Source organism: Sorangium sp. So ce375 (assembly GCF_051473855.1).
Taxonomy (GTDB): domain Bacteria; phylum Myxococcota_A; class Polyangia; order Polyangiales; family Polyangiaceae; genus Sorangium.
Genome location: NZ_CP150335.1, coordinates 7339326 through 7356543, shown reverse-complemented (window position 1 = coordinate 7356543; position 17218 = coordinate 7339326). Strand labels below are relative to the sequence as shown.

14 protein-coding genes are annotated in these 17218 nt (G+C 71.0%); 12 read left to right on the top strand and 2 right to left on the bottom strand.

The features are described from left to right. Positions 1-193 precede the first annotated feature (193 nt). The 10 genes from WME90_RS27245 (at position 194) to WME90_RS27200 (ending at position 12574) form a co-directional block, all read left to right on the top strand. Positions 194-718, top strand: a complete 525-nt coding sequence (locus tag WME90_RS27245; RefSeq protein WP_437274928.1) for a hypothetical protein — start codon at positions 194-196, stop codon at positions 716-718. Continuing rightward, a complete protein-coding gene (locus WME90_RS27240; RefSeq protein ID WP_437274927.1) occupies positions 699-1076 on the top strand; it encodes a hypothetical protein in 378 nt (125 codons plus the stop codon). The genes WME90_RS27245 and WME90_RS27240 overlap by 20 nt, the downstream gene beginning before the upstream one ends. Before the next feature lie 20 nt (positions 1077-1096). Further along, positions 1097-3574, top strand: coding sequence for a SpoIIE family protein phosphatase (locus tag WME90_RS27235; RefSeq protein WP_437274926.1), 2478 nt, complete (start codon positions 1097-1099; stop codon positions 3572-3574). A gap of 184 nt (positions 3575-3758) precedes the next feature. Then, complete coding sequence (locus WME90_RS27230) at positions 3759-4214, top strand: hypothetical protein (protein ID WP_437274925.1); 456 nt, start codon at positions 3759-3761, stop codon at positions 4212-4214. Next, positions 4195-4572 carry a hypothetical protein gene (locus WME90_RS27225; protein WP_437274924.1) on the top strand — a complete coding sequence of 126 codons (378 nt, stop codon included), beginning with the start codon at positions 4195-4197 and terminating at the stop codon, positions 4570-4572. The genes WME90_RS27230 and WME90_RS27225 overlap by 20 nt, the downstream gene beginning before the upstream one ends. A gap of 17 nt (positions 4573-4589) precedes the next feature. Next, positions 4590-7079, top strand: coding sequence for a SpoIIE family protein phosphatase (locus WME90_RS27220; RefSeq protein WP_437274923.1), 2490 nt, complete (start codon positions 4590-4592; stop codon positions 7077-7079). A gap of 462 nt (positions 7080-7541) precedes the next feature. After that, on the top strand, positions 7542-7997 hold the full coding sequence (locus WME90_RS27215; protein ID WP_437274922.1) for a hypothetical protein: 456 nt from the start codon (positions 7542-7544) through the stop codon (positions 7995-7997). Further along, positions 7978-8355 (top strand): hypothetical protein, encoded by a 378-nt coding sequence (locus tag WME90_RS27210; RefSeq protein ID WP_437274921.1) that lies wholly within the window; start codon positions 7978-7980, stop codon positions 8353-8355. The genes WME90_RS27215 and WME90_RS27210 overlap by 20 nt, the downstream gene beginning before the upstream one ends. A gap of 20 nt (positions 8356-8375) precedes the next feature. Further along, positions 8376-10847, top strand: a complete 2472-nt coding sequence (locus WME90_RS27205) for a SpoIIE family protein phosphatase (protein ID WP_437274920.1) — start codon at positions 8376-8378, stop codon at positions 10845-10847. Between the two features lie 224 nt (positions 10848-11071). Next, positions 11072-12574, top strand: coding sequence for a pyruvate kinase (locus WME90_RS27200; RefSeq protein WP_437274919.1), 1503 nt, complete (start codon positions 11072-11074; stop codon positions 12572-12574). A gap of 355 nt (positions 12575-12929) precedes the next feature. On the opposite strand, the gene WME90_RS27195 is transcribed toward WME90_RS27200, so the two are convergent. Beyond that, positions 12930-13664 carry a hypothetical protein gene (locus WME90_RS27195; protein WP_437274918.1) on the bottom strand — a complete coding sequence of 245 codons (735 nt, stop codon included), beginning with the start codon at positions 13662-13664 and terminating at the stop codon, positions 12930-12932. Between the two features lie 9 nt (positions 13665-13673). On the opposite strand from WME90_RS27195, the gene WME90_RS27190 reads away from it, so the two are divergent. After that, on the top strand, positions 13674-15653 hold the full coding sequence (locus WME90_RS27190) for an ATP-binding cassette domain-containing protein (protein WP_437274917.1): 1980 nt from the start codon (positions 13674-13676) through the stop codon (positions 15651-15653). Between the two features lie 253 nt (positions 15654-15906). Continuing rightward, a complete protein-coding gene (locus tag WME90_RS27185) occupies positions 15907-16239 on the top strand; it encodes a hypothetical protein (RefSeq protein WP_437274916.1) in 333 nt (110 codons plus the stop codon). Positions 16240-16435: 196 nt separating this feature from the next. Here the strand turns inward: WME90_RS27185 and WME90_RS27180 are convergent, their stop codons facing one another. Next, a complete protein-coding gene (locus WME90_RS27180) occupies positions 16436-17041 on the bottom strand; it encodes a hypothetical protein (protein WP_437274915.1) in 606 nt (201 codons plus the stop codon). Between the last annotated feature and the right edge of the window lie 177 nt (positions 17042-17218).

The window sequence follows — 17218 nt, the reverse complement described above, 5'->3', positions numbered from 1 at the left end:
GTGAGCCGCGCGCCCCCGGGAGCAGCGCGGCAGTGAGCCGCGCGCCCGGGAAGCAGCGCGGCAGTGAGCCGCGCGCCCCATGCCCATGAACGACCGCTCCGCGCCGCATTGTAGGGCGCGCGCTCACCTGCGCGATCACGAGAGAGCGGAAGCCGTTGGCTCCGCTGCGGGAACGCCGTACGCTGCGGCAATCGTGCCCGCGTCCGAACCGAGCCTGACGGCGTCGCTGTTCTTGTGCATCACGTTCTTCCCGAGCGACCGCATGGCGACCGCGGTGCTGCGGCTCGTGTCCAGTTTCTGCGGAATGGTCCTGGACGACGCGAATGTGAGCTCGCGGTTCTACATGGCCGCGCACGAGCTCGCCGAGAACATCACCAAGTATTCGACGGGCCCCAAGGTCAGCCTGGAGCTCGCGCTGGAGGAGGCCGAGAGCTCAACTATCCTGAAGATCCGTGCGCGCAACGAGGCCTCTCCCGAGCGGCTACGCGAGGTGGAGAGGCGGCTGCTCGAGCTGAAGACGACGAGCGATCCGGTGAAGCACTACGACGAGCTTATCCATGAGACGGCGATGGTAGAAGGGGTGTCAGGGCTCGGCCTCGCGCGGGTGCGCGCGGAGGGCGGGCTCGACGTGGACTACAAGATCGAGGGGAACGAGCTGACGATCATCGCGCACGCGCCGGTTGGGAGATGGAGGGTAGATGAGCAGCTTAAGGGTTGAGCCCGTCGTCACGGACAGCTTCGGGATCGAGCCGACCCTGAGGGAGGACACCCTCAGCGTCAAGCTCACCGGCACGGGCGACATGGCGGCGGCCGCGCCGCTCGGCTCCTATTGCAAGGCCCTCCAGGCGGAGGTGGCGCGGCTCTCCGTGACCGCGGTCGAGTTCGACGTGAGGGCCCTCTATTTCCTGAACTCGAGCTGCCTGAAGGCGTTCATCAGCTTCATCTGCGGGCTCGCGGGCCAGGGGATGCGGTGTAAGGTGCGGTTCGTCACGGACGCGAGGCTGGGGTGGCAGCGGCGGAGCCTGACGGCGCTCGAGCGCATGTCCCCCGAGCTGGTCTCCATCGCCGACACCTGAAGCGAGGACCGCAGGATACGATGAAGAAGCGCCGGACGATCGCCCTCCTGATGGACTACGTACGAGGCGAGTACCAGTCCGAGGTGCGTTTCGGGGTCGAGCGCGCCGCCGAGGCGCACGACGTCAATCTCGTGATCGCCTTCGGAGAGACGCTCGCTCTACCCGGGTCGGCCAGCAGGGCCCAGAACAGCATGTATCACCTCATCGGCGCGGAGACGGTCGACGGCATCATCGTCGCCTCGACGACGCTCTGCCATCACGTCGGCACCGAGGGGATGAAGCGGTTCTGCCGGTCCTACGCGCCGCTGCCCATCGTCAGCATCGGGATGGCGATCGACGGCATCCCGAGCCTCGTCGTCGACAACGGCCTCGGGCTCGAGCTCTCGGTCGGGCACATCGTCGACGTCCACGGGTGCCGGCGCGTCGCGTACATCGGCGGGCCGCCGAGCAACGAGGAGGCGGTCGTCCGCGCCGACGCTTACAGGAGGGCGCTCGCGGACCGCTCGCTCCCCTTCGACGAGCGCCTCGTCGCGTGGGGCGGGTTCACGATCGACACCGGGCGCGCCGCGATGCGAGAGATCCTCGGGCGCGGCGCCGCGTTCGACGCCGTGATCGCCGCCAACGACAACATGGCCCTCGGGGCCGTCGAGGAGCTCAAGGCGCACGGCCTGAGCGTCCCGAGGGATCTCCCCGTGTGCGGCTTCGACGACGCCGTCATCGCGCGCTTCGCGAAGCCGTCGCTGTCCACCATCCGCCAGCCCATCAAGCGCATCGGCGCGCGCGCCGTGGACATGCTCGTGCGCATGATCGAGGGCGAGCCGGTCCCCGAGTACAACCTGTTTCCCGTCGAGCTCACGCTGCGCGAGTCCTGCGGCTGCGGATACCAGGTGGACCCCGTGGGCGCGCCCTCGAGCAAGGCGTGGCGCGCGCAGCTGCCGCCCGCAGGCCAGCAGGCCGACCTGGAGCGCCTCCTCGAGAAGAGCGTCGCGATCCCCGCCGGCTCGCTCGACGGCTGGGCTGGTCAGCTCCTGTCGGCGCTGGACGAGGAGCTCGCGGGGAGCGAGGGCCGCTTCCTGCGCGCGATCGAGGCGCTCCTCGAGGCGGCGGGGCGCGAAGGCGCGATCCTCGAGCACTTCCAGAGCGTGATCTCGCTGCTCCGCGAGCGGTTCCGCCGGGGCTACGGGGCGCTCCGGGACGGGGCCGTCGACGAGGCGCTCGAGCGGATCTGGCACGCCTCGCGCATCGTCATCGGGAGCGCGTCCGTGCGCGCCGAGGGGCAGCAGCGGCTCAACGTGGAGCTCGCGTCGCTCTACCTGAGCTGGAGCGCGCGGAGCTTCTCGACCTGCCTGAGCCTGCCCATCCTGCGGCGCATGATGGCGTCGGAGCTGCCGCGGATGCAGTTCTCGCGGGTCGCGGTGTCGCTCTATGACACCACGCACGACCCGCAGCGGACCACCATGAAGGCGCTCTTCCTGATGGAGGACGGCCGCGAGCTGGAGCCGCCGGCGGCGAGCTTCCCGGCGAACCGCCTCGCGCCCGAGGGGTTCTTGCGCGGTGAAGAGCGCAGGAGCGTGATCGCGCTCCCCGTCGCGTTCGGCGACGAGGAGAAATTCGGCGTCGCGGTGCTCAACAGCGGCGCGAACGAGATGGTCTATGACGCGCTCCGCCTCCAGATCGGCTCTGCCGTCAAGGCCGCGGCGCTGCACTGGGAGGTCGTGCGGCAGGTGGAGCTGCGCGAGCGGCTGGAGCAGGAGAAGGTCCGTCAGGAGACGGTCGTCGCGGCGCGCATCCAGACGACGCTGGTGCCCGCGCAGCTCTCGGTCGAGGGCCTCGAGCTCTCCGCCGTCATGAAGCCGGCCGCCGAGGTCGGCGGCGACTACTACGACGTGCTCGCGACGGACGACGGCGGGTGGCTCGGCATCGGCGACGTCGCGGGCCACGGGCTCGCCGCGGGGCTCGTGATGCTCATGATCCAGAGCATGATCTCGGCCCTGACGCGCAACGACCCCCGCTCCAGTCCGGGCGACATCCTCTCCGCGGTGAACGGGGCGGTGTACGAGAACGTCCGCAGCCGGCTGAAGCGGGACGAGCACGCGACGCTGATCCTGCTCCGCTACGAGCGGAGCGGGCTGGTGACGTTCGCGGGGGCGCACGACGACATCATCGTGTGCCGCGCGCGCACCCGCCGCTGCGTGTGCATCCCGAGCTCGGGCGTCTGGATCGGCGCCCTGCCCGCCATTGACGCGATGACGCGAGACGCCGAGTTCGTCCTGGAGGACGGCGACATCCTCGTGCTCTACAGCGACGGTGTGACGGAGGCGCGCAACCCGCACCATGAGCAGTTCGGCCTCGAGCGGCTGTGCTCCACCATCGAGTCCTCCCAGGACGCGTCCGCCGAGGCGATCCGGGACCGGATCCTCGCCGACGTCGAGGGCTGGTGCCCGAGCCCCGATGACGACATCACGGTCCTCGTGGCGAGGTACAGCGCGCCTCGATGACTGTAACTGTGGCAACTGTGGCCCGAGACCGCCCGCTTTCCTACATGAGCGCTATCTCCGGTGTCAGAAGAAGGGCATTGGATCCAGATTGAGAACCACGTACGCTGCGCCAATCGTGTCAGTGTCCGAACCGAGTCCGAGCGGGTCACTGTTCCTATGCATCTCGTTCCACCCGAGCGAACGTATGGCCAACAGCGTGCTTCGGCTGGTGTCCAGCTTCTGCAGCATGGTGCTGGACGACGCGAACGTGAGCTCGCGATTTTACATGGCCGCGCACGAGCTCGCCGAGAACATCATCAAGTACTCCTCGGGCCCCAAGGTCAGCCTGGAGCTCGCGCTGGAGGAGCGCGAGAGTGCTTGCGTCATGAAGATCAGCGCGCGGAACGAGGCGTCGCCTGAGCGGCTGCGCGAGGTGGAGAGGCGGCTCTTCGAGCTGAAGACGGCGAGCGATCCGGTGAAGCATTATGACGAGCTCATCTGTGAGACGGCGATGGTAGAAGGGGTGTCGGGGCTCGGCCTCGCGCGGGTGCGCGCGGAGGGCGGGCTCGACGTGGACTACACGATCGAGGGCAACGAGCTGACGATCATCGCGCACGCGCCGGTGGGGAGGTGGAGGGTCGATGGGCAGCTTAAGGGTTGAGCCCCTTGTCACGGACAGCTTCGGGATCGAGCCGGTCCTGAGGGAGGACATCCTCAGCGTCAAGCTCACCGGCACGGGCGACATGGCGGCGGTCGCGCCCCTCGGATCCATCCTCAAGGACCTCCACGCCGAGGCGGCGCGCCTCCGCGTGAGCGCTATCGAGTTCGACGTGAGGACCCTCTACTTCCTGAACTCGAGCTGCCTGAAGGCGTTCATCAGCTTCATCGCCAGCCTCGCGAGCCAGGGGCCGAAGTGCAAGGTGGAGTTCCTCACGGACGCGAGGCTGGGCTGGCAGCGGCGGAGCCTGATGGCCATCGAGCGCATGTCTCCGGAGCTGGTCTCCATCGCCGACGCCTGACCCGAGAGTCGCAGGCCATGAGCGAGAAGCGCCGGACGATCGCCTTCCTGATGGACTATGTGGGAGGAGACTACCAGTCCGAGGTGCGCTTCGGGATCGAGCGCGCGGCGGGGGAGCACGACGTCAATCTCGTGATCGCCTTCGGAGAGACGCTCGCGCTGCCCGGCGCGGGGGAGGCGGCGCAGAACAGCATCTATCAACTCATCGGCCCGGAGACGGTCGACGGCATCATCGTCGCGTCGGCGACCCTCTGCCACCACATCGGGATCGAGGGGATGCGGGAGTTCTTCCGGGCTTACGCGCCGCTGCCCATCGTCAGCATCGGGATGGCGGTCGACGGTATCCCGAGCCTCATCGTGAACAACGGCCTCGGGATCGATCTCTCGGTCGGGCACATGCTCGACGTCCACGGGCGCCGGAGCATCGCGTATGTCGGCGGGCCGGCCAACAACGAGGAGGCGAAGGCGCGCGCCGACGCCTACTGGGGGGCGCTCGCGGCGCGCGGCCTCCCGCTCGATGAGCGCCTCTTCGCTGTCGGCGCGTTCACCATCGACAGCGGCCGCGCCGCGATACGCGACATCCTGGATCGCGGGGTCGAGGTCGACGCCGTGGTCGCCGCCAACGACAAGATGGCCCTCGGGGTGATCGAGCTGCTCGCGGAGCGGGGGATCCGCGTCCCGCAGGACATCCTCTTGTCCGGCTTCGACGACGCCTTCATCGCGCGCTTCTCCAAGCCGTCGCTGACCACCGTGCGCCAGCCGATGAAGCGGCTCGGGGCCCAGGCGCTGGACACGATGATGCGCATGCTCGACGGCGAGGAGGTCGAGGACGTGGCGCTCCTCGACGTCGAGCTCACGTGCCGTGAGTCGTGCGGATGCCGGGTCCAGGCGAGCGCCTCGCTCGCGCCGTCGGCCTCTGCCACGCGGGACGGGGCGTCGCTGGTCGCGGCGCGGCGGGAGTCGCTGGAGAGCGCGCTCCGGAGGAGCGTGGCCATACCGACCGGCTCGCTCGATGGCTGGCCTGGCGAGCTCCTGTCGGCGCTGGAGGAGGAGCTCGCCGGGCGGGAAGGCCGCTTCCGGCAGGCGCTCGAGGCGCTCCTCGACGCGGCGGGGCGCGCGGGAGCGACCCTCGATCACTTCCAGGGCGTGATCGACGTGCTCCGGGAGCGGCTCGTCCGGCCGCCGTCGGGCGGTGGGGATGGTGGCCTCTACGATGCTCTCGAGCGGCTCTGGCACGTGTCGCGCATCGTCATCTCGAGCGCGTCGATGCGCCTCGAGGGCGAGCGGCGGCTGAGCGTGGAGCTCGCGGCGACGTACCTCAGCTGGAGCGGGCGGAGCTTCTCGACGTGCTTGAGCCTGCCCAGCCTGAGGCGCGTGCTCGCGTTGGAGCTCCCGGCCCTCGGGCTGTCGCACGCCGCCGTGTCGCTGTATGACGACGCCCCCGAGGCGCAGCGAGGCGCCATGAGGGCGCTCTTCCTGATGGAGGACGGCCGCGAGGTGGAGCCGCCGGCGGCGAGCTTCCCGGCGCGGTGCCTCGCGCCCCAGGGGTTCCTGAAGCGCCGAGAGCGCACGACCCTGATCGCGCTCCCCGTCGCGTTCGGCGACGCGGAGAAGTTCGGCGTCGCGGTGTGCAGCAGCGGCGCGCACGAGCTGATCTACGACGCGCTCCGCCTCCAGATCGGCTCGGCGGTCAAGGCCGCGGCGCTGCACCGGGAGATGGTCCGTCAGGTGGAGATGCGCGAGCGGCTGGAGCAGGAGCGCGTCCGTCAGGAGAGCGTCGTCGCGGCGCGCATCCAGACGACGCTGGTCCCGGAGCGGCTCTCGGTCGCGGGGCTCTCGCTCTGCGCCGCCATGAAGCCGGCCGCCGAGGTGGGCGGCGACTATTACGACGTGCTCGCGACCGCCGAGGGCGGGTGGCTCGGGATCGGCGACGTCGCGGGGCACGGGCTCGCGGCGGGGCTCGTGATGCTGATGATCCAGAGCATGGTCGCGGCGCTGACGCGGAGGGACCCGAGGGCGAGCCCCGCGAGGGTCATCTCGGCGATCAACGCGGCGCTGTACGAGAACGTCCGCGGCCGCTTGATGCGGGACGAGCACGCGACGCTGCTCCTGCTCCGGTACGAGCGGAGCGGGCGGGTGACGTTCGCCGGGGCGCACGACGACATCCTCGTGTGCCGGGCGAAGACACGCCGCTGCGTGTGCATCCCGAGCACAGGGGTGTGGGTCGGCACGCTGCCTTCCATCGAGGCGATGACGCGAGACGCCGAGTTCGCCCTGGAGGACGGGGACATCCTCGTGCTCTACAGCGATGGAGTGACCGAGGCGCGCGACGTCCACCATGAGCAGTTCGGTCTCGAGCGGCTCTGCACCACCATCGAGGCCGCCCAGACCGAGACGGTCGCGGCCATTCGCGATCGGATCCTGAAAGAGGTCGAGGGCTGGTGCCCGAGCCCCGACGACGACATCACGGTCGTCGTGGCGAGGTACCGCGCCCCCCAGCAGCCCTGATCGCCCGACGAGGCGAGTTGGCAGCGCGACGAGCTCTGCACCACCATCGAGGCCGCCCAGACCGAGTCCGTCGTGGTCATTCGCGAGCGGATCCTGAGGGAGATCGAGGGCTGGTGCCCGAGCCCTGACGACGACATCACGGTCGCCGTGGCGAGGCACCGCGCCCCCGGCAGCGCCGAGCGATCGTCGTGGCGAGGCGCCGCGCCCCCAGCAGCGCTGACGCACCGGTCGAGGCGTGGCGGCTGCGCTTGGCGGAGCGGCGAGCGCCGCGGTCGTGATGCACGTCGTGAGCGGCGCGCCGGCGCGCTCGAGATCGTTTGCTCGCCTACACGACCGCATGGCCGGCCAAGAGGGATTGGATCCGGTAGAAGAATTACGTACTCTGCCCGAACCGTGTTAGCTTCCGGACTGAGCCAGGACGCTTCACCGTTCTTGTGCATCACGTTTTTCCCGAGTGAACGGATGGCTAGCTCGGTGTTGCGGCTGGTGTCCAGCTTCTGTGGGATGGTGCTGGACGATGAGAGTGACAGCTCTCGGTTCTACATGGCCGCGCACGAGCTCGTCGAGAACCTCATCAAGCACTCGTCCGGACCGGAGGTCAGCCTCGAGCTTGCGCTGGAGGAGGGAGACGGCGCGCGCGTCCTCGCCATCCGCGCGCGGAACGAGGCGTCGCCGGAGCGGCTGCGCGACGTGGAGCGGCGGCTCTCCGCGCTGAGGTCAGCGAGCGATCCTGTGAAGCACTATGATGAGCTCATCCGCGAGACCGCGATGGTAGAAGGGGTGTCGGGGCTCGGCCTCGCGCGGGTGCGCGCGGAGGGCGGGCTCGACGTGGACTACACGATCGAGGGGAACAAGCTGACGATCATCGCGCACGCGCCGGTGGCGAGGTGGAGGGTAGATGAGCAGCTTAAGGGTTGAGCCCGTCGTCACGGACAGCTTCGGGATCGAGCCCACCCTGAGGGACGACACCCTCGGCGTCAAGCTCACCGGTACGGGCGACATGGCGGCGGCGCCGCCGCTGGGCCTCTGTCTCAAGGCCCTCCAGGCGGAGGTCCTGCGCCTCTCAATCTCCGCCGTGCAGTTTGACGTAAGGTCTCTTTACTTTCTCAACTCCAGCTGCCTGAAGGCGTTCATCAGCTTCATCTGCGGGCTCGCGGGCCATGGGGTGAAGTGCAAGGTGCAGTTCCGCACGGACGCGCGGCTAGGATGGCAAAGACGCAGCTTGGTGGCGCTCGAGCGCATGTCTCCGGAGCTGGTCTCGATCGAGGACACCTGACCGGAGAGCCGCAGGACAAGATGAAGAAGCGTCGGACGATCGCCCTCGTGATGGATTATGTGCGCGGCGAGTACCAATCCGCGGTGCGGATCGGGGTCGAGCGCGCCGCCGAGGCGCACGACGTCAACCTCGTGATCGCCGTCGGGGAGACGCTCTCCGCGCACGGCCCCTCCGAGGCTGCCCAGAACAGCATCTATCGCCTCGTCAGCGCGGAGGCGGTCGACGGCATCGTGATCGCGTCGGCGACGCTCTGCAATTTCGTCGGCGCAGAGGGGGTGCAGCGCTTCTGCCAGGGCTACGCGCCGATGCCGATGTGCAGCATCGGGATCCCGCTGGAGGGCATCCCGAGCATCCTCGTGGACAACGGCCTCGGGATCGAGATGGCGGCCGGCCACCTGTTCGACGATCACGCGTGCCGGCGCGTCGCGTACATCGGCGGGCCGGTCAACAACGGCGAGGCGAGGATCCGCGCGGACGCGTTCCGCAAGGCGCTCGCCGCGCGCAAGATCCCGTACGACGAGCGCCTCGTCGCGAGCGGCCAGTTCACGATCGACACGGGCCGCTCCGCGATGGCCGAGATCCTGGACCGCGGGGTCGAGATCGACGCCGTGGTCGCGGCCAACGACAACATGGCGCTCGGCGCGATCGAGCTGCTGAAGGCGCGGGGCCGCCACGTGCCGAAGGACGTCCTTGTGTGCGGCTTCGACGACGTGGGCGTGGCGCGCTACGCGAAGCCGTCCCTGACCACGGTTCGCCAGCCGATCAAGCGGCTCGGGGAGATCGCGCTCGAGACGGTCCTGCGCATGCTGGACGGCGAGGCCGTCCCCGAGCGGAGCATGCAGCAGATCGAGCTGACGCGGCGCGAGTCCTGCGGCTGCGCGTACCAGGCGGTCGTGATGCGGCCGGTCACGAGCCCGCCGCCGCGCCTCGGGGCGATGTCGCTCGGCGGCCGACGCGACGAGCTGGAGGGCCTGCTCGAGCACGCCGTGGGCCTCCCGGCCGCATCGCTCGACGGCTGGGCCAGCGGGCTCCTGTCGGCGCTGGAGGAGGAGCTCGAGGGGCACGAGGGGCGCTTCCTGCACGTGCTGGAGCAGGTCCTCGACACGGCGGGGCGCGAGGGGGTGTTCCTCGATCTGTTCCAGGGCGTGGTGACGCTCCTGCGCGCGCGGCTCCGGCGGCCGGCCGAGGACCCCGCCGGGGCCGCTGTGAACGAGGCGCTGGAGCGGCTGTGGCACGCGTGCCGCATCGTCATCGGGAGCGCGTCCGTGCGCGTCGAGGGGCGGCAGCGCCTCGACGTGGAGGTCGCCTCGATCGACCTGAGCTGGAGCGGGCGATGGTTCTCGACGTGCCTGAGCTTGCCGCTCTTCAAGCGCATGCTGGCCTCGGAGATGCCCAGGCTGCACTTCACGCGCGCCGCCGTTTCGCTCTACGACGACGCCCAGCGTGCCACCTTGAAGACGCTCTTCCTGATGGAGGATGGCCACGAGGTGACGCCGCCCTCCGAGAGCTTTCCTTCGCACTTCCTGGCCCCTCCCGGGTTCCTGAGCTCGAGCGAGCGCGGGAGCGTCGTCGTGATGCCGCTCACGTTCGGCGACACGGACTATTTCGGGGTGATGGCGCTCAACAGCGGCGCGAACGAGATGGTCTACGACGCGCTGCGGCTCCAGATCGGCTCGGCGGTGAAGACGGTGGCGCTCCACCGGGAGATGGTGCGGCAGGTGGAGCTGCGCGAGCGGCTGGAGCAGGAGAGCGAGCGGCAGGAGACGGTCCTCGCGGCGCGCCTCCAGACGACGCTGGTGCCCGAGCAGCTCGAGGTCGAGGGGCTCGAGCTCTCTGCGATCATGACGCCGGCCACCGAGGTGGGCGGCGACTACTACGACGTCATCGCGACGCCCGAGGGGGGGTGGCTCGGGATCGGCGACGTCGCGGGTCACGGGCTCGCTGCGGGGCTCGTGATGCTGATGATCCAGAGCATGGTGTCGGCGTTGACGAGCAGGGATCCGGGCGCGAGCCCGAGCGAGCTGCTCGCGGCGCTCAACAAGGCCCTCTACAAGAACGTGCGCGGCCGCCTGAAGCGGGACGAGCACGCGACGCTGCTCCTGCTCCGGTACGAGCGGAGCGGGCGGGTGACGTTCGCGGGGGCGCACGACGACATCATCGTGTGCTCCGCGCGCACGCGGCGGTGCGTGTGCATCCCGAGCTCGGGCGTCTGGATCGGCGTGTTGCCCGTCATCGACGAGGTGACGCGGGACGCCGATTTCGTCCTGGAGGACGGGGACGTCCTCGTGCTCTACAGCGACGGCGTGACGGAGGCGCGCAACGCGCACCGCGAGCAGTTCGGGCTGGAGCGGCTCTGCACCGCCATCGAGGCCGTGCAGACCGCGCCGGTCGACGCGATCCGCGACAGGATCCTGAGGGAGGTCGAGGGCTGGTGCCCGAGCCCGGACGACGACATCACGGTCGTCGTGGCGCGGTACCGCGCGCCGGCGTAGCGGCGTGGCGCGCGGGGCTGCGCCTCGGCGTCGCGCTGTCCCAGCAGGCGGCGCTCGATGACACTTCTGCGGAGGAACGGCGGCGTTCTGTCCTCGCCGGCGCTCTCCCTGTGCGGGGCGCTGGACGGGCCTTTCACGCGGTGCTGGACTCACCGACGCGCGGCGCGTCGCGGCGCGCTGCAGCGGGCGCGAGGATCCGCGCACCGGAGGCCAGAGATCGCGCCATGGTTTATCCCGATCCGCAGGTCGTCGAGCGCTCACTCGCCGCCGTCGAGGCGCTGCGTGCGAGCGTCAGCGAGCACGAGCAGCGAAACCGGCACCTGATCGACGCGGTGCACGCGAAGCACCGGGCGGGAGCGATGAACCTGCTCCACTACCTCGCTGTCCGGCAGCAGGACATCCGTGAGCTGCAGCGGCAGCTCGCCTCGCTCGGGCTGAGCTCTCTGGGGCGCCTGGAGCGCTGCACGCTGGCCTCCCTCGACGCCGTGCGCGGCGCGCTCGACGCGCTCGCGCGGCGCCCCGAGGTGCGGCCCCCCGGCGAGTCGCCCACCACGTTCGTGTCGGGGGGCGCGCTGCTCGAGGAGCACGCGCGGGCGCTGCTCGGCGAGGGGCGGACGGGGCGAAAGACGCGGGTGATGGTGACGCTGCCCGGGGACGCGCGGAAGGGGGAGCTGAGGCGGCTGCTCGAGGGAGGCATGGACGTCGCGCGGATCAACTGCGCGAAGGAGGACGCGGGCGCGTGGGCCGAGCTCATCGAGCGGCTCCGGGCGGCGGGAGAGGAGACCGGGGTGCGATGCAAGGTCCTCTGCGACATCGCCGGGCCCAACCCGCGCGTGAGCGAGATCGACGGGGGTTCGTCGCGGATCACGCTGTCCGAGTCGGGCGAGCGACCCAGGTTCTGGCTCTGCAAGGACGTGAGGCAGGCGCGCCCCTCGGAGGGCGGCGCCGGCCCTGGGGAGGCGCTCGCCGTCGGCTGCACGATCCCGGTGATCGTCGACGACCTGCGGCCCGGGCACCGGGTGTTCTACGACGATGGGCGGCTCGGCGGCACGGTCAAGCGCGTGACCGGAGGCGCAGCGCTCGTGGAGGTGGATTTCGCGCGCCAAGGCTCGGTGAAGCTGAAGCCGGGAAAGGGCCTTAACTTTCCCGATACCGAGCTCGGGATCCCGTCGCTCACGGCGAAGGATCTCGAGGATCTCGACTTCATCGCGCGTCACGCGGACATGGTGGGGCTGTCGTTCGTTCGGTCTCCTTCCGATGTGGAGCGGCTCCAGGAGGAGCTCGCCGCGCGGGAGGCTGCTCACATCGGGATCGTCCTTAAGATCGAGACGACGCCGGCGTTCGCGCGGTTTCCGCGGCTCGTGCTCACGGCGATGCGCAGCGAGAACGTGGGGGTGATGCTCGCGCGCGGCGACATGGCGGTCGAGATGGGGTTCATGCGGCTGGCGGAGGTCCAGGAGGAGCTCCTGTGGCTCTGCGAGGCGGCGCTGGTGCCGGCGATCTGGGCGACGCAGGTGCTCGAGAGCCTGAACAAGACCGGCGTGCCGACCCGCGGGGAGGTGACGGACGCGGCGATGAGCTCGCGCGCCGAGTGCGTGATGCTCAACCAAGGTGAGAACGTCGTCGCGACGGTCGCCTTCGTGGTCGACGTCCTCCGGCGCATGCACGAGCACCAGGACAAGAAGCGGGCGCTGATGCGTCCGCTCGGCGTCTCACGCCTGGACTGAGGCGTCGACCCGACCCGGGTTGCGTCGACCCGGCCCAATCCGACCCAAGCCGACCCAGGTTGGGCGAGGTTGGGCGTCGTCGACCCGACCCGGGTTGGGCGTCGACCCGACCCGGGTTGGGCCGTTATCTGTCATCCACCCGGGCCATCCGACCCGGGTTGAGCAGCTCTGACCCGACCCGGGTTGGGCTCTGACCCGACCCGGGTTGGGCTGTTGGCCCTGGGGGGCTCCGGGTGACCCAATCTCCGGGTGACCCAACCTGGGTCGGAGGAAGGGAGCAGCGCAACCTGGGTCGGAGGAAGCACTGGCGCAGCCCGGCGTTGGCGCCGTGCATGCTTGCAGAAGCCGTGCCGGCTCAGTCGACCGAGGGCACCGTGGCGTCAACCCGGGTTGGAAGCCCGCGCGCGCCTGCCGGCGCGCGGAACGCCGCGCCGGACAGCTCCCGCCGCATGCACGTGGCCGCCTCGTCGTAGCGGGGGTCGGACGCGCTCCCGATGATCGTCGGCACCACGATATAGCCCTCGGCGTCGACGTTGAACTCCACCCGGACGGCGTCGGGCGGCAGCAGGCTCCCGCCCGGGCCCCGGCAGCGCTGCACAAGGTCCCAGTAGAGCTGCGCCCGCGCCGCCTTCTCGATCGCAGGGCTCGACATGTTGGCCTGCACCAGCGGCGCGCCGATCTCTACGCGCGAGCGGGGGGCGGGCGCGGGCGCGGTCGTCGGCTCAGGCGGGGGCGCGGAGGGCGCCGGGAGGCCGGTGCTCGTGCCGATCTTGGCGACGCTCACGCCATCGGCCGGCCGGGGGGCGGCCTCCCGCGCGGCGGCGAGGATCTCCTCGAGCGCGTCCGGCTCGGCGGAGCCCACCGCCCGCGCGCCGTCCGTCCGGAGCCGGGCCCCGCGGTCGTCCAGCGACGCGGCGACGCCGCGCGTCCAGGGGGTGAGCGGCCCCGCATCGGCCCCTGCCGGCGGCGCGGGCGGCGGGCGCTCGCAGGCCGCGAGCAGCGGGAGCAGGACCACGAGCGCGGTGCGCACGAGGAGAGGGTCGATCGAATGCGCGTCGCGCGCAACGGCGTCGGCGGTGTACCGTGGCATCGCACGTCGATGCGCGCGCTCCTCGCGATCCTGCGGATCGGTCTTCGCTCGCTGCACGAGGCGCGCGTGTCGCACATGTCGCCCGGATCGGGAGGCCTGCGCGGCGGCTCGTCCAGCGCCGCGCGCCTCGCCCTCGTCGTGGCGCTGTCGTCGCTCGCGGGCGCGCTGTCCGGCCTGCTCCCGGCGATGGCCGGCGTGGCCCTCGGCGCCGTCGCCGGGCGCGAGGCGCCGCCCCCGGGCGGCGCTGGCGGCGCGCTCGCCCGGCTGCTCGCCGGCGCGCCGCCGCTGGCCGTGGTCCTCGCCGCGCTCGGCGCCACGCTCGCGTCCGCCTTCGTGGCGGTCCTGTCGGGCCGGAAGAGCTCGGAGCTCGGCGGCGACCTCACCGCCGCGCTTCGCATCGCGCTCTTCCGGGCCGCGCTCTCCGCCTCGCCCCGCGACGTGGACGCCGCAGGGCGCACGCTCATCGCGGCGCATGCGGCGGGGCCCGCGCCGCGGCCGCCGGGCGCCGGGCCCGCGCCGCCCGTCCGAGGCGCGGAGGTCGTGCGGCTCGCGATCGCGCGGGATACCGGCCTCGTCGCCGATTTCGCGATCGCCGTCGCGACCGGCCTGCCCCAGGCGCTCGCGACGCTCGCGGTCCTCGCCGGCTCGCTGGTCTCGAGCGGCATGGCGCTCGTCCTCGCGGGAGGCGCGGCGCTGTTCGTGGCCTCGCGCCTCGCGGCGGACCGGGCCTCGGGCCGCGTAGCGCGCGCTATGCGGGAAATGCAGCACGCCGACACGGCCGTCTTCGGCGCGGTCGGCGAGGCGCTGGCAGGCGCGGAGGACCTTCGCCTTCTCGGCGCCCGCGCTCAGGCCGAGGGAGAGCTCGCCGTGGCCGCGCGGCGGGTCGCGGACGCGCGCCGCCGCTTCGGTCAGGCGCTCGCCGTCTCCGGCCAGATCAAGGGCGCGCTCGCCGCGCTCTCGCCGCTCGTCATCGTCGCCGCGATCGCGGCGTCCCGCGGGGGCGCCGGCGCGGGCGAGGTCGGCGAGCTCCTGCTCATGGTGCCGCTGCTGATGGCGCGCCTCGAGGCGCTCGACGCCCTCCGCGCCGGCTTCATCGAGCGTGCCCCCCTGCTGCGCGCGACGCTCTCGCTGCTGCTCCTGCCCGAGCATCCGCCGCGTCCCTCCGGCGGCCCCGCGGTCCGCCTGGACGGTGAGGCGAGGCGCCCCCTGTCGATCGACTTCGAGGGGGTCACGTTCACCCCGCCGGGCGCGAGCCGCCCCGTCCTCGACGGCGTGTCGCTCTCGATCCCCGCCGGAGCGGTGGTCGGCATCTGCGGTCGCTCCGGCAGCGGAAAGTCGATGCTCCTGCGCTTGCTGCTGCGCCTCGACGAGCCGTCGTCGGGCGCGATCGCGGTGGGCGGCGTGGAGCTTCAGCAGATCCCGCCCGAGGAGCTCCCGCGGCTGTTCGGGGTGGTGGGGCAATCGGCGCGGCTGTTCGAGCGGAGCATCGCGGACAACCTGGCGCTCGGCCTCGATCCAGCGCCCACGGAGGAGCGCATGCGCGAGGCGCTCCGCCGGGTGGAGCTCGACGAGCTCGCGGGCGCGCCGCCGATGGAGGGCGGGACAGCGCCCGCGCGCGGCCTCACGACAGAGGTGCGCGCGTCGCCGCCGAGCCTCTCGGGCGGTGAGGCGCGGCGGCTGCTGCTGGCGCGGGTGTTGCTGCGCGAGCCGCGGATCTTCGTGCTGGACGAGCCGGAGGCGGGCCTGCCGGGCGCGACCGCCGAGGCGGTCCTCCGCACGGCGTGCGCGGTCGCCGCCGGACGCACGGCCATCGTGGTGACCCACGCGCCGCACCTCCTCAGGTCGACGTTCAACGTGCTGCTCGACGGTGGTCGGGTCGCGGCGGTCGGCACGCACGAGGCTCTGTGCGAGAGCTCGCCGCTCTACCGATCGCTCCTGGCCGAGGCGCTGCAGCGTGCGCCTGCTCCTGCGAGGCTGACGGCGGGCTGATGGTGGTCGCGGGTTCGACGCTGCCGGCTGCTCCGCCCGGGACGGCCACGCTGATTGCGTCGCGTCTGCCCACCGGCGTGGATGACCGGGAGCTGCAGCGATCTTGAGCCCCTGCCGGAATGCGCCTTGCCTGCTCGTCATTCATTGACGCGCGCATCATACGAAATCGCCTGAACACTGCCGGGCGATTTTGTTAAAGTGCCGGCCGGGATCGACCTGCGCAGCGCAACGCCAATGCACGGAGTGAACGCTCATGAACCAGTCGCCGACGGAGTTCTATACCGACTCTTTGCCGGAAGAGATCATGATGCAGATGTTGGAGTCCTTCGATGCCCGTGGCTTGGAGAACTTCTCCGATTTTTTGGTGCGCAACCGCAGGTCCAATGTGGTTCATAGCTACATCTCGAAGCTCGTCAAAAGCAAACGACTGGTCCTCTCCAAGCAGGGCGAGATGACGAGATTGAGTTATCAGGTGCTCGGGGAGGCAGGCTTATCGATGAGTTTGAGCGACTACGGTGGTATCGATTTCATGACGCCCGAGGATATTCTTAAGAAGTGGATCAATGGCGAAATAACCAAGCTGTGATGGCGGCGGCGGGCTGAGGCGTGGATAGGCCAGGTGCCGGGGCTGCGTTCTTCCCCGGCCTTGCTGGCTCTCCCAGATGGCCACAGGTGAGACCGCGACGCGGGGCAGCTCACGGCAACCTCGCGCCGTGTCTCACGACCTCACCGCGCGCCGCTCGGGTATTGCGATTCTGTCGCCGTCCGCTCGCGCGGACCACTCATGAGTCGAGCGGGCCGCCCGCGCGCGCGGGGCTGCGGGGGACCTCGTCCGTCGCGACGAGGCGGCGAGCGGCCTCCTCCGGCACCTCAGGCGACAGGCCGAGCGGGCGGCCGGCGAGCCCCCGCGCGAGGCAGACGAGGATGGATGCGGCCCCCCAGGCGAGGGCGAAGGCGACGCCCGCGTCGACGATCGCGCGGTAGGGCGGCGGCATCTGCCGCACGAGCAGGATGAGCGCCACGATGCCCGCGACGAGCGCCCACGTCGCGATCAGCCGGCGGCGCGTCGCGTGGAAGAGCGCCATGCAGTAGAGCGGCGCCAGCGCCACGTGGAGGGGCCGCCGGTGCTCGGCGAGGTGGAGAGCGCGCGCGACGACCCGCGGCGAGAAGCGCTGCTGAAAGCCGCGGTACCCCTCGAAGTAGGCGATCGCGACCGTCCAGGCCGCGAGCAGGACGAGCTGGCCCGCCGTGAGCGTGTGTACCGTCAGGATGCGCGCCGCCGTCGCGGCGAGCCGGCAGATCGCCTCGACCAGGACGGCCACGACACCGAGGACACCCCACAGGATGACGGCGAGGCGGCGCCGCCCCTCGCGGACGGGCGGGCTCATCGCGTCCGCGCCCGATCGAGGGGCCTCGCGGCCGTGGACCGCGCCCGATCGGCCGCGCGTGCGGATGAACGCTTCGGACGGTGCGCCGGGCAGCCGAATCGCCGCATGTCGCTGCATGCTAGGAGGTGAGCGGGGCACGTCAACCGGATCCCACGGGCTTCATGGCGGTTCGCTCTG